At 51.1% G+C, this 23450-nt stretch carries 26 protein-coding genes; 12 read left to right on the top strand and 14 right to left on the bottom strand.

The window, feature by feature from the left end; translation table 11 throughout:
* The first annotated feature begins 176 nt into the window (after nt 1-176).
* The 3 genes from AK95_RS01140 (at nt 177) to AK95_RS01130 (ending at nt 1470) form a co-directional block, all read left to right on the top strand.
* The gene (locus AK95_RS01140; protein ID WP_071218060.1) at nt 177-503 is read left to right on the top strand and encodes a YtrH family sporulation protein; all 327 of its coding nucleotides are present in this window, start codon (nt 177-179) and stop codon (nt 501-503) included.
* A gap of 3 nt (nt 504-506) precedes the next feature.
* Nucleotides 507-1010 (top strand): sporulation membrane protein YtrI, encoded by a 504-nt coding sequence (locus AK95_RS01135; protein WP_071218059.1) that lies wholly within the window; start codon nt 507-509, stop codon nt 1008-1010.
* A gap of 148 nt (nt 1011-1158) precedes the next feature.
* Nucleotides 1159-1470: a YtpI family protein gene (locus AK95_RS01130; RefSeq protein ID WP_071218058.1), complete on the top strand. Its 312-nt coding sequence runs from the start codon at nt 1159-1161 to the stop codon at nt 1468-1470.
* An 81-nt stretch (nt 1471-1551) separates the two neighbouring features.
* Here the strand turns inward: AK95_RS01130 and AK95_RS01125 are convergent, their stop codons facing one another.
* The 4 genes from AK95_RS01125 to AK95_RS01110 form a co-directional block, all read right to left on the bottom strand.
* Complete coding sequence (locus AK95_RS01125; protein WP_071218057.1) at nt 1552-2886, bottom strand: DRTGG domain-containing protein; 1335 nt, start codon at nt 2884-2886, stop codon at nt 1552-1554.
* A 176-nt stretch (nt 2887-3062) separates the two neighbouring features.
* Nucleotides 3063-3350, bottom strand: a complete 288-nt coding sequence (locus AK95_RS01120; RefSeq protein WP_071218056.1) for a hypothetical protein — start codon at nt 3348-3350, stop codon at nt 3063-3065.
* 137 nt (nt 3351-3487) lie between these two features.
* On the bottom strand, nt 3488-3835 hold the full coding sequence (locus AK95_RS01115; protein ID WP_071218055.1) for a YlbF/YmcA family competence regulator: 348 nt from the start codon (nt 3833-3835) through the stop codon (nt 3488-3490).
* Nucleotides 3836-3915: 80 nt separating this feature from the next.
* Nucleotides 3916-5082, bottom strand: coding sequence for a DUF445 domain-containing protein (locus AK95_RS01110; protein ID WP_071218054.1), 1167 nt, complete (start codon nt 5080-5082; stop codon nt 3916-3918).
* Nucleotides 5083-5219: 137 nt separating this feature from the next.
* Between AK95_RS01110 and AK95_RS01105 the strand changes: the two genes are divergently transcribed.
* The 6 genes from AK95_RS01105 to AK95_RS01080 are packed head-to-tail and all read left to right on the top strand — an operon-like array spanning nt 5220 to nt 11928.
* Entirely contained in the window at nt 5220-6614 is a 1395-nt protein-coding gene (locus tag AK95_RS01105) for a YheC/YheD family endospore coat-associated protein (RefSeq protein ID WP_071218053.1), read from the top strand.
* Nucleotides 6615-6628: 14 nt separating this feature from the next.
* Nucleotides 6629-7765, top strand: a complete 1137-nt coding sequence (locus AK95_RS01100; RefSeq protein WP_071218052.1) for a YheC/YheD family endospore coat-associated protein — start codon at nt 6629-6631, stop codon at nt 7763-7765.
* Nucleotides 7762-9135, top strand: a complete 1374-nt coding sequence (locus AK95_RS01095; protein ID WP_071218051.1) for a YheC/YheD family endospore coat-associated protein — start codon at nt 7762-7764, stop codon at nt 9133-9135. The genes AK95_RS01100 and AK95_RS01095 overlap by 4 nt, the downstream gene beginning before the upstream one ends.
* Nucleotides 9132-10238 carry a YheC/YheD family endospore coat-associated protein gene (locus tag AK95_RS01090; RefSeq protein ID WP_071218050.1) on the top strand — a complete coding sequence of 369 codons (1107 nt, stop codon included), beginning with the start codon at nt 9132-9134 and terminating at the stop codon, nt 10236-10238. Before AK95_RS01095 ends, AK95_RS01090 begins: the two co-directional genes overlap by 4 nt.
* 53 nt (nt 10239-10291) lie before the next feature.
* Complete coding sequence (locus AK95_RS01085; protein WP_071218049.1) at nt 10292-10831, top strand: GNAT family N-acetyltransferase; 540 nt, start codon at nt 10292-10294, stop codon at nt 10829-10831.
* Nucleotides 10813-11928, top strand: a complete 1116-nt coding sequence (locus tag AK95_RS01080) for a YheC/YheD family endospore coat-associated protein (RefSeq protein WP_071218048.1) — start codon at nt 10813-10815, stop codon at nt 11926-11928. The genes AK95_RS01085 and AK95_RS01080 overlap by 19 nt, the downstream gene beginning before the upstream one ends.
* Nucleotides 11929-12035: 107 nt before the next feature.
* Here the strand turns inward: AK95_RS01080 and AK95_RS01075 are convergent, their stop codons facing one another.
* The gene (locus AK95_RS01075; protein ID WP_071218047.1) at nt 12036-12722 is read right to left on the bottom strand and encodes an HAD family hydrolase; all 687 of its coding nucleotides are present in this window, start codon (nt 12720-12722) and stop codon (nt 12036-12038) included.
* Between the two features lie 188 nt (nt 12723-12910).
* Here AK95_RS01075 and AK95_RS01070 point away from each other — a divergent pair, with 188 nt between their 5' ends.
* A complete protein-coding gene (locus AK95_RS01070; protein ID WP_071218046.1) occupies nt 12911-13189 on the top strand; it encodes a hypothetical protein in 279 nt (92 codons plus the stop codon).
* 15 nt (nt 13190-13204) lie between these two features.
* Here AK95_RS01070 and AK95_RS01065 read toward each other — a convergent pair whose 3' ends face one another.
* Both AK95_RS01065 and AK95_RS01060 read right to left on the bottom strand, forming a co-directional pair.
* Nucleotides 13205-13411, bottom strand: coding sequence for a DUF5957 family protein (locus tag AK95_RS01065; protein ID WP_071218045.1), 207 nt, complete (start codon nt 13409-13411; stop codon nt 13205-13207).
* A gap of 13 nt (nt 13412-13424) precedes the next feature.
* The gene (locus tag AK95_RS01060; protein ID WP_071218044.1) at nt 13425-13811 is read right to left on the bottom strand and encodes a DUF6220 domain-containing protein; all 387 of its coding nucleotides are present in this window, start codon (nt 13809-13811) and stop codon (nt 13425-13427) included.
* Nucleotides 13812-13992: 181 nt separating this feature from the next.
* Between AK95_RS01060 and AK95_RS01055 the strand changes: the two genes are divergently transcribed.
* Together AK95_RS01055 and AK95_RS01050 are read left to right on the top strand one after the other, a co-directional pair.
* Nucleotides 13993-14679 carry a response regulator gene (locus AK95_RS01055; RefSeq protein WP_071218152.1) on the top strand — a complete coding sequence of 229 codons (687 nt, stop codon included), beginning with the start codon at nt 13993-13995 and terminating at the stop codon, nt 14677-14679.
* Complete coding sequence (locus AK95_RS01050) at nt 14676-16049, top strand: sensor histidine kinase (RefSeq protein WP_071218043.1); 1374 nt, start codon at nt 14676-14678, stop codon at nt 16047-16049. Before AK95_RS01055 ends, AK95_RS01050 begins: the two co-directional genes overlap by 4 nt.
* A gap of 103 nt (nt 16050-16152) precedes the next feature.
* Here AK95_RS01050 and AK95_RS01045 read toward each other — a convergent pair whose 3' ends face one another.
* The 7 genes from AK95_RS01045 to AK95_RS01020 all read right to left on the bottom strand — a co-directional run bounded on the left by AK95_RS01045 (nt 16153) and on the right by AK95_RS01020 (nt 23421).
* The gene (locus tag AK95_RS01045; RefSeq protein ID WP_071218042.1) at nt 16153-16722 is read right to left on the bottom strand and encodes a manganese catalase family protein; all 570 of its coding nucleotides are present in this window, start codon (nt 16720-16722) and stop codon (nt 16153-16155) included.
* Nucleotides 16723-16818: 96 nt separating this feature from the next.
* Nucleotides 16819-17094: a spore coat protein CotJB gene (locus AK95_RS01040; RefSeq protein WP_071218041.1), complete on the bottom strand. Its 276-nt coding sequence runs from the start codon at nt 17092-17094 to the stop codon at nt 16819-16821.
* 6 nt (nt 17095-17100) lie between these two features.
* On the bottom strand, nt 17101-17322 hold the full coding sequence (locus tag AK95_RS33285; RefSeq protein ID WP_074961779.1) for a spore coat associated protein CotJA: 222 nt from the start codon (nt 17320-17322) through the stop codon (nt 17101-17103).
* Between the two features lie 150 nt (nt 17323-17472).
* Complete coding sequence (ytvI, locus tag AK95_RS01035; protein ID WP_071218040.1) at nt 17473-18504, bottom strand: sporulation integral membrane protein YtvI; 1032 nt, start codon at nt 18502-18504, stop codon at nt 17473-17475.
* 34 nt (nt 18505-18538) lie between these two features.
* The gene (locus AK95_RS01030; protein WP_071218039.1) at nt 18539-19864 is read right to left on the bottom strand and encodes a hemolysin family protein; all 1326 of its coding nucleotides are present in this window, start codon (nt 19862-19864) and stop codon (nt 18539-18541) included.
* A gap of 25 nt (nt 19865-19889) precedes the next feature.
* On the bottom strand, nt 19890-21029 hold the full coding sequence (gene yfkAB, locus AK95_RS01025; RefSeq protein WP_071218038.1) for a radical SAM/CxCxxxxC motif protein YfkAB: 1140 nt from the start codon (nt 21027-21029) through the stop codon (nt 19890-19892).
* Nucleotides 21030-21159: 130 nt separating this feature from the next.
* Nucleotides 21160-23421: an MMPL family transporter gene (locus AK95_RS01020; protein ID WP_071218037.1), complete on the bottom strand. Its 2262-nt coding sequence runs from the start codon at nt 23419-23421 to the stop codon at nt 21160-21162.
* Between the last annotated feature and the right edge of the window lie 29 nt (nt 23422-23450).

Below are 23450 nucleotides of genomic sequence, written 5' to 3'. Positions count from 1 at the left end.
TTCCTTTCGCCGGTACATGTATATTTGAAATCCATCCAGAAATATCTGAAAAAGTCTTTATACCATTTTATCATAATCCCGCTAGGCCCGCCCATAGAATGAAACTAGGGAATACGTGGACAGGCGTTTGCCATAACATCCACCGAGAGTAGAGAGTAGAAAGGAGACATGAGGGCATGAGCGTTTTTTTATCCAAAGCGATCCTGGACTTTTTTATAGCCTTCGGCATCGTGCTGGGGGGAGCCATGGTGGGAGGCGTGGGCGCCGTGCTGTCCTTGCAGCCCCCGACCCTGACCATGGTTGAAGTGGCCGACCGGATTAAGATATGGGCGCTTGCGGCCGCGATCGGGGGCACCATTGATCCGATGCGGGTCATTGAAAGCAACGTGCTTGACGGGAATTTATCCCCTGCCATCAAGCAGGTTTTATATCTGGGTTTTGCATTTCTTGGAGCACATATGGGCAGCGAGCTGGTCAAATGGGTGTGCTTCAGCCGGAGCTGAATGATGCGCGTACCTCCAGCCCACCGCTTCCGCCCCTTCTATCAGGTCGCATCCATCTTCGTGCTGGGGATGGTTGTCGGCAGCATCGTCTACAATTCGGTTTATCATGCAGCCTACAATAAATTATGGTTAACGAATCAGGAGCAGCAGCTCAAAATAACGCAATATGAAGAAGACATCGATTCTTTAAAAAAATACAATAAACAATCCACGGTCATCAAGGAAATCAAGATCCGCAGCGAACAAAACGACAAATTGCCGCTGGATCCCGTCATCATCAAAGAGCTCGTCAGGCTTATGAGCGACGATCTGGCAGCCCTTCGCGGCCGCAACGTGTTTGATATCGACGCAGACAGCAAGCTGACGCGCTCACTCCTCAGCGACAAAATTTATACGGTCCGCGAGAAAGATTACAAGGTCCAAATCAAGACCATGCTCGTCATGGAAGGCGTTCTGCAAATCTGGGTTAGCGTTGATCATGTGGATGCAAAGTCAACCGGATCATGATACAATACATACTATTGTAAATGATCGAATCTAACATGCTTTTAGAGATTGTTCAAAAAGTCATACTTTAGATCACGAAGCAGCACATGAACACATCCCTTTAGCCACATTGCGAGCATGTTACCGAATATGAAGGAGCCTTCCATTCATGATAACTGTCATCCACTATGTCCTGTACATCATTCTCGTTCTGTCCGTGGTCGCGGCGGCGCTCTATAGCATTCGCGCCCGGCGTGTAGCCGATCCCGCTGACCGCGGCATCTATATGTCCAAGATGAACCTCTGTATGGGCATTATGCTGGTTTCCCTATCGCTGGTCTGCATGTTTCTGTTCAGCGGCTCCACGCCGGCTGTCATTGTAGAAGCCGTGTTCTTGGTGCTTGGCGCATTTAATATATTTGCCGGCATAAGAAGCCGCAACTATTACAGCAGAATGAAGAATTCGAGGACGGCCAGCTAAGTTAAACTGAACGGAACAGGGGCATCCCGCAAGGTCCATGAAGACCTGCAGGATGCCCCTTTATTTGTCCGGAGTTTAACGTTAGCCGTGATCGATCGCCTGCATCGTCATGACCGCTTTTGCAATCAGGTTTGTCTGATGCTGGATCTCGATCTCCATCTTGCAGGTACGGCGGCTGATCTCCAGCAATTTTGGCATAATGACGATCGGATCCTCGATCTGCACGGGCCGGATAAAATACGTCGACAGATGATCCAGTACATGATCCCAGCCGCTAATATCCTTGGCCGCTTTAACCGCAGCTTGGCTCATGACGGTCGTGAGCACCCCTTGCGAAATCGTTCCAAGTTCTGAAGCCATTTGGGGCGTGATAAAACCGTGAAAGAACAAACGCCCTTCCTCATCCCGATCCTCTGCAATCCCATTCCAGATCAGCTGATCAAACGTCTCGCCGAGCTGAGGCTGGTTTCGCGCATCCCGCAGTGCCCCTAACACTTCTTTACGAGTAACCGTTGCAAGCAGCTTGCGGTTCCGATCCACAATCGGAAGAAAATCGATCCCTTCCCACATCATAATCTGCGCCGCAGATGCGAGCGACGTTTTCATGCTTGCCGTTACCGGATTGCGGGTCATCGCTTTCTCGATCGGCTGAGTTTCGGCGAGCCCTTCCACATCCCGAACCCCGACGATGCCGATGACCCGGTTCCATTCGTCTGTTACCGGATACCGGATTTGCCCGGTCGCCTGTGAAATCCGTTTGAATTCCTGAACGGTGACGGAGTTTTTCAACTGGTGATTCTTCGGCTTATCATGAGCGATATCCTCCACCAGCATAATTTTCTTCTTGATTAATCGGTCAAAAATGGCGCGGTTAATCATGGAGGCGACGGTAAACGTGTCATGCCTGGACGATATAATGGGCAGATGCAGCTGGTCTGCCAGCTGTTTCACTTCCCGGCTGGTTCCGAAACCGCCCGTAATCAACACGCCCGCCCCCTGCTCGAGTGCCAGGGAATGGGCATCTTCGCGGTTACCGACAATCATGAGGCTTCCGGCATCGATATATCGAATCATCGCCTCCACCTTCATGGCGCCAATCACATATTTATGCAGGCTTTTATTAAGCCCTTCCGCACCGCCAAGCACATGCCCTTCCACAATTTCAACGACATCGGCAAACGTAAGCTGCTCGGATATGTTACGCGGCTTCCGTTCCACACGAACCGTGCCGATCCGTTCCTTCGTGACCACGATGCCCAGGCTTTCCGCTTCCTTTACCGCCCGATAAGCGGTTCCCTCGCTGACGCCCATCTCTTTGGCTAACCGTCGTACCGAGATTTTACTTCCAACCTTCAAACTTTCAATATGCTGAACCAATTGCTCGTGTTTGGTAATCGTATCATCTCGAACGTCCAACTGTTACACCCCCAGAACACTATCTGTACCATACTGTATCTATTATATCACGTCCTATGAAGCTCCCATACCCGTCAGACACAAAAAACCTCCCCTGAAGGTTAACGGATGGGCGATCCAACCGTATCCCTTAAAGGAGGTTTTTGTTCATCACAGCGCTCGCTGTGATCCAACGCTTAATTGGCTTCTTGACTCTTCTGTTCCTCAGGCCATTTCAGTTCCCATTGACGCAATTTCTCCTTGCGGATCTCATCGAGCGCTTTCTGTTTCGCTTCATCTACACCGATAAGGTAATAGAGATGCGAACCGATCACGAGCAGGGCAAATCCTGCCCAGACTGCACCGAACAGCGAAACCCATGTGAACCCGCCAGAGAAAGAAATGCTGGGAAGGGCGTATATCAACATGCCGAGTGCAACCAATAAGTAAGCGGTGTGTTTAAACTTGTTCTTCTTTTTTTTCATTGTAAACGCAGCTCCTCTACTCTCTGAAATCTATATTTCTACTCTATGAGGAGCTTGCGCAATTTATGAGACAAGTTTTTAAAAATGTACCTAATTTGTGTTGAAGTTTATTGTCCGCAGCCCTAAAAAGGGAACGTCTAGGGTTGGGCTGGACCATACAGATGCTGAAGACTATCCGATATAATCTTGTTCACATCTTCGATGATGACACTCAGACGGCGCTCAGCGTCGAACAAACGGCGGATGTTCAGGTTCAGGCTCAGCACCTCAAACTGCTTCTCCATCTTCTCCATTTCGTCCTGTGCCGGCATATCGCCGGACATCATGCGCTGTTGAAGTTCCATCTGGCGCTGCCGGAAATCATCCAGCATGCGTCTGCTCTCCGGATCTGCATCCACGAGTTTCATAGCAGAGGTAATTTCTTCTACCTCCTTGCTTTCCTTCATCGCTTTTGCCAAATCATGTGCCTTGTCATAAATGTTCATTCGTAATTCCTCCAATATGCTCGGCTTAAACGCCGTATTTGAATTCGCCTCTCGCCTTAATCCTTACTCCATCAAAATTCTTATCTCCACAGTATGGTCAGCATGGATTGGAACAATCCGATCACTCCGCCCAGCAGCACCCCAAGCCAGGTGATGGCCCTGAATTCGCGGCCGGACACACTCAGGATGATCTCTTCCAGCCGCTCAATCGGGAACTTCTCCACCTGCTCCTGAACGAGCTGCGGTAAGTTTACAGCCTTCATGGCCGCCGGGATACTTCGCTCAAGGAAGCCCAGCCCCTTATCGAGCAGTCCAGGCAGAGCTGCTTCGATGGCAGCCATTCGCGGTCCAATCAGCTCGCCTACGCGAAGAGACTCGATTTGTTTAATCCACTTGGACCAAGGAAGCTTGTCATCCAATGTGCGGGAGATCCAAGCGAGGCCCGGCTCACCAGCGGCATGTTCGATGAAATTCCCGAGCGGCATTTCACCGTAATACGACAGCTTTCCTGAGATAATATCCGTGATGGTCTTGCGGACCTTCTCACTCTCCAGCTGCTGAATCAGCATGGGCGTCAGCTTCTGGACCAGCTTATCCTCATCCACAAAGATCGAAGCCATCGTCCCCAGAAATCCGCCTGCCTTATCGATGAGTGAAGAAGCCACATCCGATAGCATAAGCTGCCCCTTCGCGGACAACAGCGTGCTCCTCAGCTCCTTCAGCACAATATCGGCGGCAGCCCCGCTCCAGCCCTGAATCGTTTCCTCGGACCAACCGGGAACAAGCTCCTTCAGCGGTTTTGCCTCCAATCCGTATCCGTGCCATACTGCTGCGGCACCCCGGGCTGTGAACTGGCGGGCCGATTGTTCGGCACGGACCTTTAATTGCTCCCACTGTTCGGAGCTCCATACCTTTAGCGCCAAGTCTCCGAAGCTCAGCTCCGACTGGCTCCATTCCTCCAGCTTCCGATAGAGGCTGTCCTCTATCTTACCCCGAAACACCGGCTTTCGAATAAGCTCCTGCAATCCCTCGCTTGTCACCAGGTAATCCGAGACCACACGTCCCAACGACTCGGCTATTTCGTCCTTGCGCTTTGGAATGAGCCCTGGCGTGAAGGGTACGCGGCGGCCCAGGATGATTTTTTCTTCACGGGGATGAAACAGCATTTTTATTGCAAAGTGGTTCGTTATGCCGCCAACAAAAGCAGCAACACACACGTTCACCAAAATAAACAGCCAGTTCTGCATTTTCAGCACTCCTTTTTCCCGAGCAGTACAATCACCAAGGGATATATGTCCTCATATGATGCATTACATGCAATGATCAGATGAAGTCTTTTGTCTGTTCACTTAAGTATCCAGTTGTTGTCGGAAGGAGATCCATCATGCGCAAATCCAAGATCAAATCCAACACCAAATCCAAGATATCGACTCAATTAATCCGCTCAGCCCAGCTTTCGGATAACGATATCAAGCTTGGTGACCGGCTCATCAGACAGCTCCGTATCCCGACAGATTCAAAGGTACAGCTTGCCTTTGGCTCCTTCAAGCAGGAAGTCCGCGTTATCTCAGGAGGAAAATCGAACTCGCTGGCCTTAAACCCTTCGGTATTCAGCCATTCGGGACTTCTTCCTCGAACCGTCATGAATGTCAAATATTATCCAACGGAAAGAACGCTGAAGCTCGGTCCGCTTATCGGGATCATGGTCAGCCGATATCAACCGGATGAACCTGATAAACCTTTCGGATCAATCTCAGCTTTCTGCCTGGAAATGGTCAACGCGGCCAAAAAACAGGGCGCATATGTATATTTTTTCACACCTGACATGATCGGTTCGAACCCGTCGACACTTGAAGCCATTGCTTATGACGCGGGATGGAAAAAGCTCAGCGTTCCAGCTCCGGACGTCATTAATAACCGGCTGTCTACCCGCAAACTGGAGAATAGTCCTAGCGTACAGCATTTTATGAGAGAAGTAAAATCGCGATTCGGCACCCAAATCTTTAACGAGAAATTTCTCGATAAATCGGATGTCTTCGAGGCACTCGGGCCTGATGTGAAACTGCAGAAATATTTGCCCGAATCCTATTTGCTCAGCGGTTATCCGACGCTCAAAAAAATGTGCGCCACTTATCGGACGGTCTTCCTGAAACCGGTGCGGGGTAGTCTGGGAAAAGGGATCATCCGGATATCCCGCCAAGAGAACGGCAAATATCAAACGATGACCACCTCTCTTGAAGGAAGCAAGAAGAATACCTACTCCTCACTTCCAAAGCTGTTCAGCAGCTTATCTGGGAAAATAAAAAAAACGCGTTATCAAATTCAGCAAGGGCTGGATTTGATCCGCATCAACCGGCGAAACGTTGATTTTCGCGCGCTTGTTCATAAAGACAAGAATGGAAAGTGGGCAGTGACTTCGGTCGTGGCCCGTATTGCCGGCGGAAACCACTTTGTTTCCAATCTTGCCAGAGGCGGTACGCTATCTTCCGTCAAAGACGCGCTTGCCATGAGCAGTATCCCGTTAACCTCCAGACAAACGGCCCCCGCCCGAATGAATCAAGCGGCGCTCGATATTGCTCATGGACTGGAGGCTGCCATTCCTTATCATTTCGGGGAGCTCGGCATTGACTTGGCAATCGATACGGCTGGCCGCATTTGGCTCCTGGAGGTCAACTCCAAGCCGTCCAAAGGTGAAAATGCACCGCTGAATGCCGACTCCAAAGTAAGACCGTCAGCCGTGCGGCTCGTTCAGTACTGTCAATACTTGACGGGGTTCTAAAAAAGGAGAACATTATGTCGTCAAACAAGATAGGCACCCTGGGTGTCATGGTATGCCGCAAACCGGGCTTCCCTCCCTTCGCAGAGAAGGAATTCCTCCGTGAACTTAGCTCGAAGGCCAAGGGACTCGGCATGCAGGTATTTGTTTTTTGTCCGGATGATGCCTCTTCTGCTTCTGGTGTTGAAAGCTCCATAGATAGGATACAAGGATATCAATTCAATCCAGAAAAAGGCTGGAGTTTCGGCACCTTTCCTCCTCCAGATGTCATCTATGACCGATGTCTGCACCGAAACGGTGAGGAAACGGCTGCCGCCGGTGCGTATCTGAACCGAATGCTGCAGCAGGGCGTAAGACTGTGGGCACGCGGTCTGCCCGGCAAGCAGAAAGTGCATCAACTATTAAAGCGCTCCTCCGCCTTAAGGCCATATCTGCCGGCAACCTTAAGTTATACGGGAGCCGAATCACTGAGCAGGGCACTGCTGGCTTTTGACAGCAGACTTTTCATGAAGCCTAGCGGAGGCTCTCAGGGTCGGCATACTTTGTACCTCGCTTTGACAGATCAACAGCGTGTCAGACTGCAAGGAAGGGACCGGAGCAATCGCATGTTCCAGCAGACTATTCCCGCACAAGAGATGAACGAATGGGTGAGCCGTTTTACCGGTCGACGCCGGTTTATCATTCAACCCTACCTGGAGCTTCATAACCGCAACGGAGATCCGTTTGATATTCGGTCATTGGTTCAAAAGAATAACCGCGGCAGATGGTCCATCACAGGAATCGCTGCACGGCAAGGCGTAAGCCAAGGACTGACCTCGAACCTTCACGGGGGAGGCACCGCATATCCGGCCCTTCCCTATCTAACGACCGATTTCGGAGAAGAAAAGGCCATGAAGATCATTCAGACCATCCGAGATCTGTCCGCTCAGCTTCCATCCCTGCTCGAAGAAGGATTCGGCCGACTTGGCGAGCTGGGAATCGATTTTGGCGTGGATACAAAGGGACGGGTCTGGATCCTGGAGGTTAACTCCAAACCGGGCCGCCGCGCATTTACACTAACGGGAGATGGTCACGCAGCCCGGCTGTCCGTCGAACATCCGATTCAATACGCCCGTTATTTATTGCTTCGACAACTTAGGAGGGTAAATACATGAGTTTGAATTTCGGAAATATTCATTTCTCGCAGCAGCCCGAAAAAGTCGTCTTTTTATCCGGTTCGCTTCTGAAGAGCCTGGGGCTATCAAGCAGGAAATCGATTAAGCTACGCATCGGTACCAACACGGTTTCGGCTGCTGTAAAACCGATCGATCGATCGGGGAAACACATCTATTTAAGCAACGGTGTCCGAAACGGTATCCACGTTCCCAGACAGGGCCCTGTCTATATCCATTCCCCCCGTGAAGGAGAGATCGAGCTGGGGCCCGTGGTTGGGGTTCTCTCCGACGGACCTCATAATCCATCCAGCCCCTTTGGAGCCCGAACCTCGTATATTCGACAGCTTCTTCGTGAGGGCAACAAAAAAATGTTCGTATATGCCTTTGCCCCCCGGGATATCAATTGGCAGCGCGAAACAGTTCATGCCTATATGCTCGGTTCCGGCGGCGGTTTTGTCCGCAAAACCGTTCCGCTCCCAAATGTCGTCTATAATCGACTGCCTAGCCGAAAAACCGACTTCTCCCCTTTTACCAATCAACTGAGAGATCGGTTTCTGAAGCGCAACATTAAATTTTTCAACTGGGCCTTCTTCAATAAATCCGATGTGTACTCCCAGCTGGACGGCGACGTGCAGGCAGGCAAATATTTGCCGGAAACGCATAACAATCCTAGTCCCGAGCGGATTAAGGATATGATGGAGCGCCATAACTTTGTATATTATAAGCCCTCAGCCGGAAGCTTAGGCCTCGGGATTTACCGGTTAACCTATCTTCCCAAAAAAGGATACTTTGCGCGATATCACGGAAACGGGGGTAACACCCTTCTCAAGTTCCCAAGCTTTAACAGTCTGATGCGTATGCTTCAGGCCAAGCACGGCTCCAAGCTGCGTAACTATGTTATCCAGCAAGGAATCCGCCTCATTGAAATCGATGGCTGCCCTATCGACTTCAGATTCCATATGCATAAGAACAGCAAAAACCGGTGGTCCGTGGTTGGTATCGGCGCCAAAAAAGCCGGTCGGGGCAGCGTCACAACGCATATCAAGAACGGGGGCTCCTTGATGACGCCGGAGCAGGCGCTCAGCCGGGCCTTCGGCTCCAAAGCTCGGGATGTGCTGGAGCGTGCCAAGGACGCCGCCATCGCGATGTCGGAGGCCATCGAGAATCATCATCCGCATCTGTTAGGAGAAATCGGGTTCGATATAGGAATAGATGATAACGAGAGGATATGGATGTTTGAAGCGAATTCAAAGCCGGGCCGATCGATATTCAACCACCCTTCTCTTAAAGGGGAAGGAAAAGCATCGGTGGAGCATATTTTTGAACACAGTATGTATCTCAGCGGCTTCCACAGGGGGAATGACTCGTGAACAACCGAGTGGAGAGTGATGGAAGACCGGTTGTAGCCATCCTGACCATGCACGATTCGCATACGATGTTCAGGGGCAACCGGCAAAACTTTCAGGAAATCATCAAGACAGGGAAGGATATGGGCTTTCTGGTCTATGTCGTCACTGTACGTGATCTGAAGCTTGATACAGGTACTGTCAAAGGCTATATCCTGAACGGCGACCATTCCTGGGAGCAGAGGCTATGCCCTCTGCCCCAGGTTATATATAACCGGATCCCTTACCGAGAGGATGAAGCCCTTCCCTGGGTTCGACGCAAAATCAAGGAATGCCAAAAACATCCCCATATCGATATCTACAATCCACACTTCTTCAATAAATGGCGGCTGTTTGCTTGGCTGAACAAATCACGATTAACCAAAAAGTGGGCACCTTTGACAAAGCGTTTAAAGGGTTACCCTACTCTATATGAGATGATGAAGCGGAAGCCCTACCTGTATCTTAAACCCGAGGACGGCAAAGCCGGGCAAGGGATCATGAGGGTACGGTATCAGAAAAACAAATCGCTGCCCTACCGCATACAGATACAGAACAACAAAAACAGCACCACCTACAAAGCTGCCTCCTTAGAGCGGCTTTGGAACCGGGTTTATCAGGAGACTAAAGGAAGCTCATACCTGATCCAGCAAGGAATCGAGCTGGCCCAGGTCCACGGTCGCGCCTTCGACCTCCGCATACTTGTGCAAAAGAACGAGTACGGCTCCTGGGCAGTTACAGGAATTGGAGCTCGAATGGCAGGCGCCAAAAGCATCACCACACATGTTCCTCGCGGAGGAACGATTGAGGATCCGGAGAAGCTGCTGCCGATGGTGTTCGGTCAGGAACGGTCCGACGCCATCCTTAGCGAGGTTAAAAAAGCAGCCGTGCATATGGCACGGCAGATTGAAAAGAGCTCTGGTCAGATCCATGGCGAAATGTCCATGGACCTCGGAATTGATAGCGAAGGCGTTCTTTGGTTCTTCGAAGCCAATTCAAGACCCATGAAATTTGACGAACCCGCGATCCGGAAAAAGTCACTGGAGCGGATTTTTCAATATTCCGAATATCTGATCAATCAAAGATAGCCCCTGCATCAGCCAGAGCAACGGTTAAGGAAGACATGAAAGGAGGGGATCATGTGGAAATTTCATGTCTATCTCTCTCAAGCCCGGAAGAATGGCCGCATGCCAGACAGCAGTGCAGAGATTTCTTCCGGCGGTACAGCAACAAACGTCTAACCCGCGAAGGTTACCAGCGTCTGGCCTTGCTATCCTATGACGAGCTGCTGCAGCCCGGCACCTCGATTGTGGCAGCTACGGTTCGAAGTGATGTCGGCCGCATACCTGTGGGGATGTGCTTTGCGGCGGATTATGGGGAAGGTGCCTGCATGGTTGCTGTGCACCCTCTATACCGCAACCGGCATATCGGTTCTTCCCTGATCCGCTCACAATTATCCAAATTCGGGCGGCTGCGATGCAAAGTGGCCGCCGATCATTCGCCAAGTTTGCAAATGTGCTTTCATGCAGGGCTTCAGGCCATAGCGCTTGAGCAAGGTCCGACGGGCAAACCTACACTCGTTATGAGCGGAACCCTTCCCCTGCACCCATTCCACAGTTCTTCAGCATCTCGTGCTGACTCTGTTCAAGAAGGTGAACTTCTGTGTCAAAACCCGTCTTAGGTATTATGACGTTATACTTGGATGAACGGAAAACGCTGGAGGAGCGGCATATCTACGAGAATATGATCAGGGAAGGAAAAGCGATGGGGCTTGACGTTTACGTCTTCACCCCTGCTGACGTTAACAGTGCGCAAGGCCTGATCAACGCCATGGAATACGATCCGGATCGCCGGAGATGGGGCCGCAGATGGCGCTCGTTCCCCAATATGATCTTTGATCGCTGCCGCATTCAAAAGAGCCCTCGCTTTCAACAGCTGCTGCGCTTTCGTTCACGCTATCGGCATTTACTGTTTCTGAACAGACCTTTACGCAACAAATGGACGATTCATCAAGTATTATCCACCAAGAAACGCTTCCGTCCTCATCTGCCGGATACTCGGATCGTGACCAGCACAAGTGACATCCACCGGATGCTCAATGTTCATCCTACGGTCTATTTTAAACCGATTAACGGAACGGGCGGACGCGGAATTCTGCGGATTACGAAAGTCCCTGGTGTTGCGGGCACGTATGAAATCCGGGGACGAAATTCCAACCGGAGCATCATCAGACCCAAGCGAATGCCTTCAGGCCATTTGGCGCAATATCTGTCGGGCTGGGGCAATAGAGATCGATATCTGGTTCAAGAGGGGATCCAGCTGGAGCTGCCGGATGGAAGAGTGCATGATTACCGGATGCTCGTACAGAAAAATGGATCCGGTCAATGGCAGGTGACCGGCTGCGTGGGACGCGTCGGAGCGCCGAAAAGCGTGACCTCCAACCTGCATGGCGGCGGACGCGCGACCATGATGGAAGAATTGTTAAGTAAATGGATCGCAGATCCGGTAAAGCGCGCCAACATCCGCGAGGAAGCCGACTCCCTCGGTGTGGATGTAGCCCAATTTCTTGACGGACAGTATGGAGGCTTGTGCGAGATAGCCCTGGATCTGGCCGTGGACAAAACCGGAAGAGTTCTTCTTCTCGAGGTGAATCCGAAGCCATCAAGGGAAGTCTTCTCTCAAATCGGCGATATGGCTGCCTACCGTGAATCGATGGTGAAGCCTTTAGAATATGCACTGTGGGTGTACAGTCAGAAAAAATCCGCAAAAAATGCTTAAGTTAGATCGTAAGAAAACCGTATTAAAGAATCCAAAAAACGCGCAAAGGCTGTTTCCAAGAGGGTTGCTTGCTACCCTTGGAAACAGCCTTTGTGACTCCTATCTATCTATTCGGCTTGATCATGAAGCCTCAGCAGGTGTGAAAAAGAATGAATAACGACATCTGATCCCTTAAGCTCCTGCTCCCCGCCAAAGCCTGCATAGCGGCAGCCAATGACGGTTTGTCCGTTCTCTTTGCCCGCCTCCACATCCGATGACCGGTCCCCTACCATCCAGGCGTCCCGGATATCGTGTTCATCCAGCAGCAGCCTAACCAAATCCACCTTGGAAGCCGTTCCATGCTCTCCGGCACTGTAGACTCCTTCAAAGAGCGACATGATCCCTCTCGCTTCAGCTATGCCTTTCACATAATGCTCCAGGCCGTTGCTGGCAACAAACAATCGGACGCCCCGCCGATGAAGCTCCTCCAGCGTCTCCTTCACCTCGGGATACAATACGGCTGCTTCATTGCTTAAGCCTTCGAGCTCAAGCTGCAGCAGCAGCTCGTCTGCACGTCGATGGGCTGCCGGCGTTCCATTCGGTATGACAATCTTCCAAATGTCTTCGAGCAGCATTCCCAGACATCCAAGCATGAGCTCCTCATCCGGCGTTTCTCCTTCATAGTGCCCTTCTTCACGCAAAATGTCGAACAATTTGTGATAGGCGGGCAGCAGCAGGGTTTCCGTCTGAAACAGCGTTCCATCCATGTCAAATATCATCGCTTCCGGCTTGATCAACGTTGCAGTATTTTCCAATTTGGTCCTTCCCTTCGCTCCATATAATCTGATTCTAGTCTAATCTTTCCTCATCATATAGGAACCATATCACATCTGCAAACCCCAATTCCTCATTACTTTTGATCTTCTGCCCATAAAATATGCATAACCGAGGGAGCTTTATCGTTGTTATACATATAACGCGTACTAACGAGAGGAGGATTTACATGCCTGGAACAAGGGAGTCTGAACCTGCACCGCCAATCAAGCAGCTGGAAGTCGAGCTGATCGCAGAGCTGAGCCGCTATGAGCCCCATGAACAAGCTGCGATTCTCAAGCGGATGGTGTACCGCCTCAAGAAGGGGCGATATGTCCGCAGCCCGATCATAATTGTGAAGGATATGATCCGGACGCCGCTTATATGGCTGCTGCTGTCCATGGGAGTGATGATTCCCATTCTATTCTATATCCTGTTCGTTTGGGTATCGCTGGCGGTTGAAGGGTAAAGGCGGAACGAAGCGCTATGGTTTATATTCCGGGCGCCGCCAGATCATTAAAGTAGCGGCGTACCATGCCGAGGTAACAAACGGCAGGTACTTGAGACCCTTCAACCCGCTCTCATCTCCTCCATATATGATGTGCGACATAACGGCAATCGCTGCATTCAGAACGACCCCGCCCGCAAAACCTCCGATTAAAGCCATAACCACCGCGGCAAGGCTTCTCATGTTCGTGCTACCCCTACTGTTCCCGTCGATAGGACGGCAGGACACCACGCGCCGTATCCACCGCAAGCCAGAACAATCCGATGGCGATGACCGGATGCCAGGCCCCGGCGCCAGGCAGGTTGGCGGTGAGGTATTGGCTGAAGACCAATAACAACAGAACCAGCGATTTCCATTTATACGGGGCGGGCAGTTTGCCTGCAATACCAAATATCAGCATGAGGACCGGCACGATTTCAAAAAAATGGACAAACAGGGTATGGCTTCTCCACATCGATCCATCATGAAACAGCGCCATGCCGGCAAACAGCGTCTGAATGGCAATACAAACAACAAATATCCATGCCAGCCCTAACGATATCCATACGACCAGCGGTGTTTTTCCTACAGCTTGTTGCGTCATGTCGACACCCCTCTCTTGATTCAAATATCTTTACGAAATCATCCTATCACCGAAATGTTGCGATCTTGTGATGATGGCTTGCGGATTCCGTGAAATTTTCCAATTGTGGTTGGAAACCGTATATAATGGGGGGGATTTACGGCTGAACCTAACGAATCAAATGGAAAGGCAGGATCCTTGCATGGCACATACCTTGCTTCTTGTGGACGATGAACGAAAAGTCATTGAGTTTATGGAGCCGTTCCTCCGGCAGGAAGGATTTCACATCATTACTGCTGCGACAGGCACGGAGGCTTTGGCCAAAGTAAGGGACTTTAAACCGTCGCTGGTCGTATTGGATTGGATGCTGCCGGAACTAAGCGGCATTGAAGTATGCCGGGAGCTCAGAAAATCAAGCCGTGTCGGCATCATAATGGTTACCGCCCGGGTTGAGGAAACCGATAAGCTGATCGGGCTGGAGGTAGGGGCAGACGATTACATGACCAAACCTTTCTCCCTCCGGGAGCTGGCCGCGCGTATCCGGTCGGTCCTTCGCAGAATAGAAGGCGAAACGGTTACCGAAGAAATGCTGAAGCGCGGCGAGTTGATGATCTCGGAAAACCAATGCCGGGTATGGAAACGCGACCGGGAAATCCAGCTTACACCTACCGAGTTCAAACTCCTCCTGACCCTTGCTTCCAGGCCTGGCGTGGTTTACAGCCGCCTGCAGCTGCTTCAGGCGGCCATGGAGGATGATATTCACAATGATGAACGGACCGCAGACGCCCATATCAGCCGAATCCGCAAAAAAATCGAAGATGACCCGGCCGAGCCCGTTTTTGTCAAAACGGTGTATGGATTCGGTTACCGGTTTGAGCAGCAGCCATGAGCGTGGGCCGCAAAATATTCATCGTCCTCTCATCGTTCATTATCGGTTTCAGCACCGTCTTCGTTCTTCTTACTTATGTCGTCATCCGCGATTCCATGGATGCCATGCTGCAAACCTCGCGCGAAGAAGAGCTGGATCAGCTACAGGAGCGGCTGCTCGGTTACTACGTGAAGAATGGGCATACTTTCCGTGCCGTTCAGGATCAGGCGTGGTTAGCGGACAGTCCCCGTTCAGCCGACCGCTTGGAAAGCATCCTTCTGACATCCGGGGAACAAAAGACCCTCTTGCATGAGGGGGAGGCTGTGGAGAAGCAGATCAAACGCCTCGGGGTAAAGCGGACATTGCATGTTGAAGGCGAACCGGTCGCGGAGCTGTATTATTATGATACGGATGTGGCAAACCTGACCAAGCTTCGGGTCGGCACGCCCACATCGATCATCATTTTGCTGGGAGGAGGCACCATCCTCTTCGTCCTGCTTTCCCTCGGGGCGGCCTACTGGATATCGCGGAGGCTCACTGCCCCCCTGCGCAAACTCGTCCCGGCTATCGAACGACTCGGTCAGGGCGAGTATGGTGTTCAGGCTCCCGTTACCTCGGAGGATGAATACGGGAGGGTCGCGGTTGCTTTCAACGGCATGTCTTCCAGGCTCGAGCAGTCCGAGATGGTCCGCCGCAATCTGGTGGCTGATGTCGCCCATGAGCTTCGAACACCGCTGACGATCGTAAGAGGCAAGCTGGATCTGCTTCAGCAGAGCAGGCAACCGATCCAGCCGGAACTATTGCTTCCCATCCAGGATGAGTTGATTCGCTTAACCCGTCTCGTGGGCGACCTTCATCAACTATCTCTGGCCGAAGCGAAGCAGCTCCCGCTGGTTCGGAAACCCACGGATATGCTGGATCTTCTGGGTCAGATACAGGAACGCATCGAGCCAGATGCCGATGCCAAGAACTTGACCCTGCGTTTGACGAGCGCTACAGAGCACACTTCCGTTCCTGTGGATCCAAGCCGAATCACACAGGTGTTTTTGAATCTCTTCATCAACGCGGTTCGGTATACACCTCAAAACGGGCTTGTCCACACCACGATCCAAGAGGAGCCCGCTTCCGGCATGCTTCGGATTGATATTCGGGATACAGGTCCAGGGATTGAGGAGGAGCATCTTCCCTATCTCTTTGACCGCTTCTACCGTACGGACGGAGCACGTGCGCGGCATCAAGGCGGTATGGGACTGGGTCTGGCGATTGCCAAGGAATTTATCGTATCGCATGGCGGCACGATTCAGGCACAGAGCCAGCAGGGGCAAGGAGCTACATTTACGGTCCGGCTCCCCTATCATAATCATGACTCGGAGCAGCCGCACGGGATATAGCGGCCCCCCTAAATCCTATCTAACATAAACAGACAGGCCCGGACAGATAGCGACCAGGCCTGTCATTGTTTATACATTCGGATGTCGAAACGATACCCTCTCCCTAGAATATTTTTTTCGTTGCCCGATCTTCCTTGATGATCTCTACGGCTTCCCTGAAGCGGATGGAGTGGATAATTTCACGTTCCCGCAAAAATTTGAGACTGTCCTGCAGGTCCACATCATCCGTCATGTCGATGAGCCATTGATATGTAGCGCGTGCCTTCTCTTCCGCCGCAATGTCCTCATACAAATCCGCAATCGGATCGCCCTTGGCTTGAATATAGGTTGCCGTCCAAGGGACCCCGGCCGCATTCTCATAATACAGCGCATTGTCATGGTTGGCGTAGTGCGCTCCCAACCCGGCAGCCTCCAGCTCCGCCACGCTGGCATCCTTCGTCAATTTGTACACCATCGCGGCAATCATTTCGAGGTGTGCAAATTCCTCGGTTCCGATATCGTTGAGCAATCCGATCACTTTGTCCGGAATCGTATACCGCTGGTTCAAATAACGCAGTGCAGCAGCCAGTTCGCCGTCGGCGCCTCCATACTGCTCCATCAGAAATCTTGCCATTCTCGGATCACATTTACTGACGCGCACCGGATACTGAAGTTTTTTTTCATATACCCACATGGGCTCTTCCGCCTCCTTGTTCTCGCTTTTCCTCTTCATGAGGGCTGCATGAATAAGGTGAAAAAAAGCCGCAGCCCCCTTGCCATACCGTCATTGTTAAACCTGCCAAGGCCAAGGACCCTCGGCCCATTCAAACGGATACTTGGAATAAGCACGGCCAAAATTTTGCAGCGGCCCATACAGCTCTTGAAATTGCTTCGCTAGCACCGTTCTCTCCTGCGTCAGTTTATTGAACTGCTCGATGCTCTTGAGATCATTCGGATGAGTGTCCAAGAACAGATTCAGCTCCACCAGGACAAAATCCAATGCCTGAAGCTGCTCCAGCATTTCGTAATACTTCAGATCTCCAACCTGGGGTCTGGCTTCATTCACGGCATATCACTCTCCTTTAAATTTTCGCGAAGTATACGGGCTATACAAGGATGGCCATAACGTTCCGTGCCTTAGCGCCTCAGCAGGGCTAAACTGGGGCAGACCCGGCGGTTGAAACACGACATACTGGTTAACAGGTACCACATACGATCTGTAAAGCTTAGGCGGGCATGGATCAAATGGCGAATGAAACACCGGGTATACACGCACCTCTGGATTTTCCTTCAAAGGGATTTCCTCCTTATCGTTACGATCCGTCGTTATCAAGGACTCTTCGTATTTAACATATGTCTTCCGCCCAGAAAATGAACTCCAAAATGACAAAAAAACCCTCTTCCCTGGAATATTTCCGGGAAAAGGGTCTTCATGAAGTTGTCCTCAAAATTTGATTTTGATTTGGAACAAGCCCGCTTTACGCATAGCGGAATAGATAATAACGACAAGGGGGCCGATAAAAAATCCGATCACGCCAACCAGTTTAAATCCGATATACATGCTGACCAGGGCAGGCAATGCGCCGATGCCGACAGCATCCCCTATGACCTTCGGTTCCAGCACGCGGCGGATCACGGTAATCAGAATGAACATGAAGATCAAGCCGACTCCTGTAAAAATATCGCCTACCGCGAGCAGGTAGATGGACCATGGTATCAAAACGGATCCTACGCCCAGAATCGGCAGAATGTCGACAATGGTGACAAGCAAAGCGATGGCAAGCGGATAGTTAACGCCTAATACCAGTAAGCCGAGCAGCGTAATCACGTACGTAAACAGGCTGAGGATCAGCTGTGCCCGCAAAAAGCCGAAAATTGATTTTTTCAGGCTGATCAGCACCTCGTTCACCTGCGACTGTGATGTCTCATCAAACAGCGACAACACTTTCTCACGCATCGTATCGAGGCTGAAAGCGAACAAGTATACCGCTACGCAGAATACAATGAACGTGACGAACAGGTTCGGCAGCGTTTTGGCAAAGGACAAAAATGTTGATGATACAGAATTGACAAGCGACCGTATATAGGAAGAAATATTCGACATGAATTCGGTAAGACTGTCGGCAAGACCCGGCGAAATGCCGTTCAACATGTCTTGCGCTTGTATTATCGTATGCTGAAGGAATTCGTTGGCCCCTTCAAAATATTGCGGAGCCCGGCTCCAATATTCGACCAGCTGGTTAAACACCTGCAGACCGATCAAATAAGCCAGGAGCAGCATCAACAGGAGGAATAGCGTGCTTGTCACCGTTGCGGCCGCAATGCGGTTCATGCGAAGTCTTTTCATTAAGAGCCGATTTAACGGCTCCAATGCAATAGCAATCACGATGGCCAGCAAGAACGGAGCTCCAACCGTAAACATTCCGTACAGCAACAGGAGACTGAGACCGATAAAGATCAGCTGCTTAATCGACATAATCCACTTCCTAACAAATAGAGTCTTGCTAGTTCTAAATGAAGCTGCTCTCGAGCTTCTGATGAATCATGACGCGAGTTACACGCAACCGTGTAGACTCCTCTACCTCAAAGACCACCCCGTCAAAGGTGGTTTTCTTCCCGACCACCGGGTTCCCTTCAAGCTCTTTGAACAACCAACCGCCGATGGAATCCACGTTATGCTCTTCAATCATTAAACCGGTCAAATCATTCACTTCTTCAATGAGCATCCGCCCGTCCACTGAAAAGTACTCATCATACACTTCAATTTCAGGCCGCTCATCTTCAAATTCATCGTACAGGTCCCCAACAATCTCCTCCAAAATCTTCTCGGCTGTGAGAATGCCTGCCGTCCCCCCATATTCGTCCACCACGAGCGCAAGCTGCTCATGTCTTGCCTGCATCTTCCGCAGCACCTCGCTGATTTCCGTTGATTCCGATACGTCCATAATCGGTCTCATCAAGGAAGCCAGATCACGCTGCTTCTCAGGCTCCGCCAGCAAGAGATCGGTAATGTGGACAAATCCGATGATGCGGTCTTTGTTGTCCGTTGCGACCGGGTAACGGGAGTGCTTCGTCTCATTGACGATCCGAAGATTCTCTTCCAAGGTATAATTGGTGAAAAGAACGTCCATGTCCGTCCTTGGCAGCATAATTTCTCTGGCTCTCAAGTCAGAAAAATCGAACAGGTTGTCCATTAATTTCATCTCGTTCTCGTCAATGACACCGCTCTTTGCGCTCTCGTTCATCAGAATCCGAATCTCTTCCTCGGAGTGGGCCGCTTCGGCCTCGCTTGCCGGCTCGATGCCAACCATCTTCAGAATGCGATTAGCGGAAGCATTCAGGACCCAGATCACCGGCAGAAAAATGCGGTAAAACCAAAGCAGCGGCGCCGACAGAATCAAAGCCGTGCCCTCCGTCCGCTGAATAGCCAACGATTTCGGTGCAAGCTCCCCTAACACAATATGCAGGAAAGTGATAATACAGAAGCCCACCGCCACCGATATTGTGCCTATCAATCGCTCATCCGTAAATCCAATGCTATGCATAATAGGGGCCACCAGCAAATCTGAAATGGCAGGCTCCCCAATCCAGCCAAGACCCAGGGAAGTTAATGTGATCCCAAGCTGGGTTGCGGACAAATAGGCATCCAGCTTCTGGTTTACTTTCAGGGCAATGCCTGCCAGCCGGTTCCCTTCGCTAACGAGCTGGGTCAACCGGGATTGACGCATTTTTACCAGTGAAAATTCTGCCGCTACAAACACGCCGTTCAACAAAACGAGCAGGAAAACCAAGAGCAAATTCAAAATCAGTTTCCCGACCTCAAATTCCTCCGCCATGATGACACGCCTTCTTTCTAGGGTTCTAGTTTGTCTTTGCTTGCCTTGACTTGAAATCCACACCCCGGTAGTACATGTCGGCCACCAACAGGTTCGGCCCACAGCAGCTCACTGCATCGCAGTGACAGTTAACCGTCTGGTTCAACGGGTGTCCTGTTGTCCATTCGTTAAAAATATCGTCAAGCTTCTGTTCCTTAATATTACCAAAAGCCGGGATATCAGCAAAATCCGTTACATACACGTCGCCCGAGAATAAATTCACATTCACCCGGTTACGGCCATCCGGATCATTCCGGACCGTTACGTTCGGTTCTTGCCGCAGGCGGCGAATGATCTCCTGGTCATCATCATCGGAGCTGCAGGCATAGAAGGGCAGTGTTCCGAACAGCATCCACATGTCCCGATCCCGGACATCCAGCAAATGGTGGATGGCTGCTTTCGTGTCGTCCAAGGACAATACGGGCAGAGCGGAAGCAAAGTTTGAGGCATACATCGGGTGAACCTCGTGCCGCTTGCAGCCCATATCCTTGATCAGCTTGTGGATGCCGCTGAGTTTCGTATGCGTCCGGTAGTTAATCATCGATTCAGCGGATATGTACATCCCTGCCGCACTTAGTTTCTCCGAATTGACCAGCATTGTATCGTACATTTTGTATGCCGTTTCCTTGGAGACGGGACGTGCACTATTCGCAAACCCGACTTCATAGAAGTCGTCCCCGTTCAAATAATTGAATGAGATATGCATAACGTCCAGATAAGGCAGCATTTTCTCATACCGACTTATATCGAGCGTCAAATTGGAGTTAATCTGGGTCCGGATGCCCCTTTCCTTGGCATACTTCAGCAAGGGAACAATCACGTTATCCACCGTCTTACCAAGAAATGCCGGTTCACCGCCCGTCAGACTGATCGTCTGCAGATGCTCTACCTCGTCCAATCGCTTCAGCATCGTATCGAGGGGCAGCATCGGCGCTTCCTTCATGACAAGCATATCACCGACAGCGCAATGTTCACAGCGCATATTACAAAGATGCGTCACTGTCATTTCCACACTGGTCAGCACATGACGACCATGCTCGCGCAGTGAAGTTATCGGATCCCACGGATCATAACTCGGCGAAATGGGCCTTACGGCTGATGGAAATGGCTGTGCTGTATTACTCATGGTTCACTCACCTTATTTCTTTGAATTACCGATTCATTCAGTACAACTTACGCTATATGTACTCTACGGTTTTGATAATGTCCATTATATGATTATAACATACCCGAACAGAAGGCCTTCGGCTGGGAAATCATCCACTGTCCCCATGTTGGTCTGGGCCTTCCTTGGAAGTAAGCTTATGGGCCGGAAACATCCATCTTGGACTCCACCAATTCGCTCTGCCCATCATCTTCATAAACGCAGGCACAAGCAGCACCCGAATCACGGTGGCATCCAGCAGAATGGCTGCAGTCAGGCCTAAACCGATCGCTTTCATCACTTCATTATCCGTAAATACAAAGGCACCTACGACGACAGCCAGAATCAGGGCTGCGCTTGTAATCAGCCCGCCCGTACTCTCCAAGCCTTCGGCTGTGCTGAACTCGTTATCTCCCGTCCGTTCGTAATTCTCCATGATTCGCGAGAGCATCATGACTTCATAGTCCATCGATATGCCGAACACCACGCAGAATATCAGGATCGGCAAAAGCGCAAAGATGGATCCCGTGGAGGATACACCCAGCCACTGCGCGCCAATCCCCTCTTGAAACACCCATACCACGATACCGAGTCCGGCTCCGAGGCTGAGCATATTCATTATGCTTGCTTTTAAAGGGAGCACGACCGATCGAAACGCCAATAGGAGAATGACATAGGTAACTACAAATACAAAGACCAGAACGTAGGAGATATTCTGATGGATGGCTTCCATGATGTCCAGTTTATATGCGGGGCTTCCGGTGACATAGGTCGTCAGCTCATTCGTATCCATCGTCCGTAACGCTCGGACGAGAGCCATAGTCAATGCATGGGATTCGCCATACTCCGGGATCACGGCGACGGCTGCGAAATTTCCCCTAACAAAACGATGCTGCTCCAGCTGATGGCGGATATCTTCGCGGGACAAATATTTCGAGGCTTCCTCCACCGAACCTCTGCCGATGCTCAGATAACTCTCTACCTGCTTCACACCCGGCATCATCCTGATTTCATCCGTATATGCCTTCATTAGCTCGATGCTGCGCGAATCCTCATAAGAGGCCGGAAGCTCGACTGCTACAACAATCGAATTCAATTCACGCTTATCATAAGCCTGTGTGAGCAGGTCGTGTCCATATCGGGATTCATAGGCGGGGGGAAGCACTTCGGCTGCGGGGATGGCGATATTCATGTCCCGAACCGGATAAATCGCCACCAATAGTAAACCGATCGCTGCGATAGAGATGGTCACAGGATGCGCCATGACAAATTTGGAGAGCCTTCTCCACAAACCGGAGGTCTGCCGTGCCCGAAGCGTCCGGTAAGCGGCAGGGAATAGAGGAAGCGTTTCTATACGCGGACCCAATATTCCCAATAATGCGGGAAGAAGCGTATTACCGGCCAACACTGATAACAGCACCACGGTAATGCCGCCTATGCTGAAGGAACGGAAGATCGGCAGATCTATGAAACTCATCGCCACAAAACCGATCAACACGGCTGCCCCGGAGAACATCACCGCTTTGCCGGCGGTTGCGCAAGTGACAGCCAGGGCAGTGCCCACATCTCCGCTCCGTGTCCGCATCTCTTCTTTGAATCGGCTTACGACCAGCAACGCATAATCGATGCCCACGGCCAGGCCCAGCATCGTTACGACATTCGGTAGGAAATTGCTGATCGAGCCGTCGGCCAAAGCGACGAAATACAGGATTCCCATCGTGACCACCACACTGGCAACACCGGCTAACAATGGCAGGATCGCGGCAGTCAACGTTCCGAATACGACCGCCAGAATGAGCAGAGCTGCGGGAATGCCTATCATCTCGGCATGGATTATATCGCTTTTGACGGCTTGGTTCATATCGGCGAAGATGGCGGTATTCCCTGTTATGTAAGTATCCGCTCCCGTGATGCCCGGAACCGAGTCTCGAATCTCTTCAAACTGCTTCAAGGCTGCCGTGGAATCCAGATCCAGCAGCACCGTCACGGATACGATATGATCCTGGCCTGCCTTATGAGCTGCCATATTCATATAAATATCCCTGACATAGGGACGGGCTCGCAAAGGCTCAAGCTCCGTCAATATTCGCCGCTGTGCCGTGCCTGCCGTCAAATTCTCATCGTGCTGGCTCACTACGACAATATCCAGCGAAGCTGCCGACAATCCTAATCCCTCTTCCAGCTTCTCAATCCCGATCTGGGCCGGACTATCCTTCGGCGTAAACCCGTTGTGCTGCAGAATGGACGGCAGCTTGAATGCAAATGGAAGCAGCCCGCAAAACAAAAGAAGCCAGGTTACAACAATGGCTTTACGGTAGCGGTATATCTGTCGCCCCCATGTATGCAGCAATGTTGTATGGCTGTTACGTCTCACGAGTCTACCTCCTTAAGTGTAAGTTTGAT

Source organism: Paenibacillus sp. LC231 (assembly GCF_001860525.1).
Taxonomy (GTDB): Bacteria; Bacillota; Bacilli; order Paenibacillales; family Paenibacillaceae; genus Paenibacillus_AQ.
The sequence above is the reverse complement of the archived record's forward strand: the minus strand, read 5'-3'. Positions and strand labels throughout refer to the sequence as shown.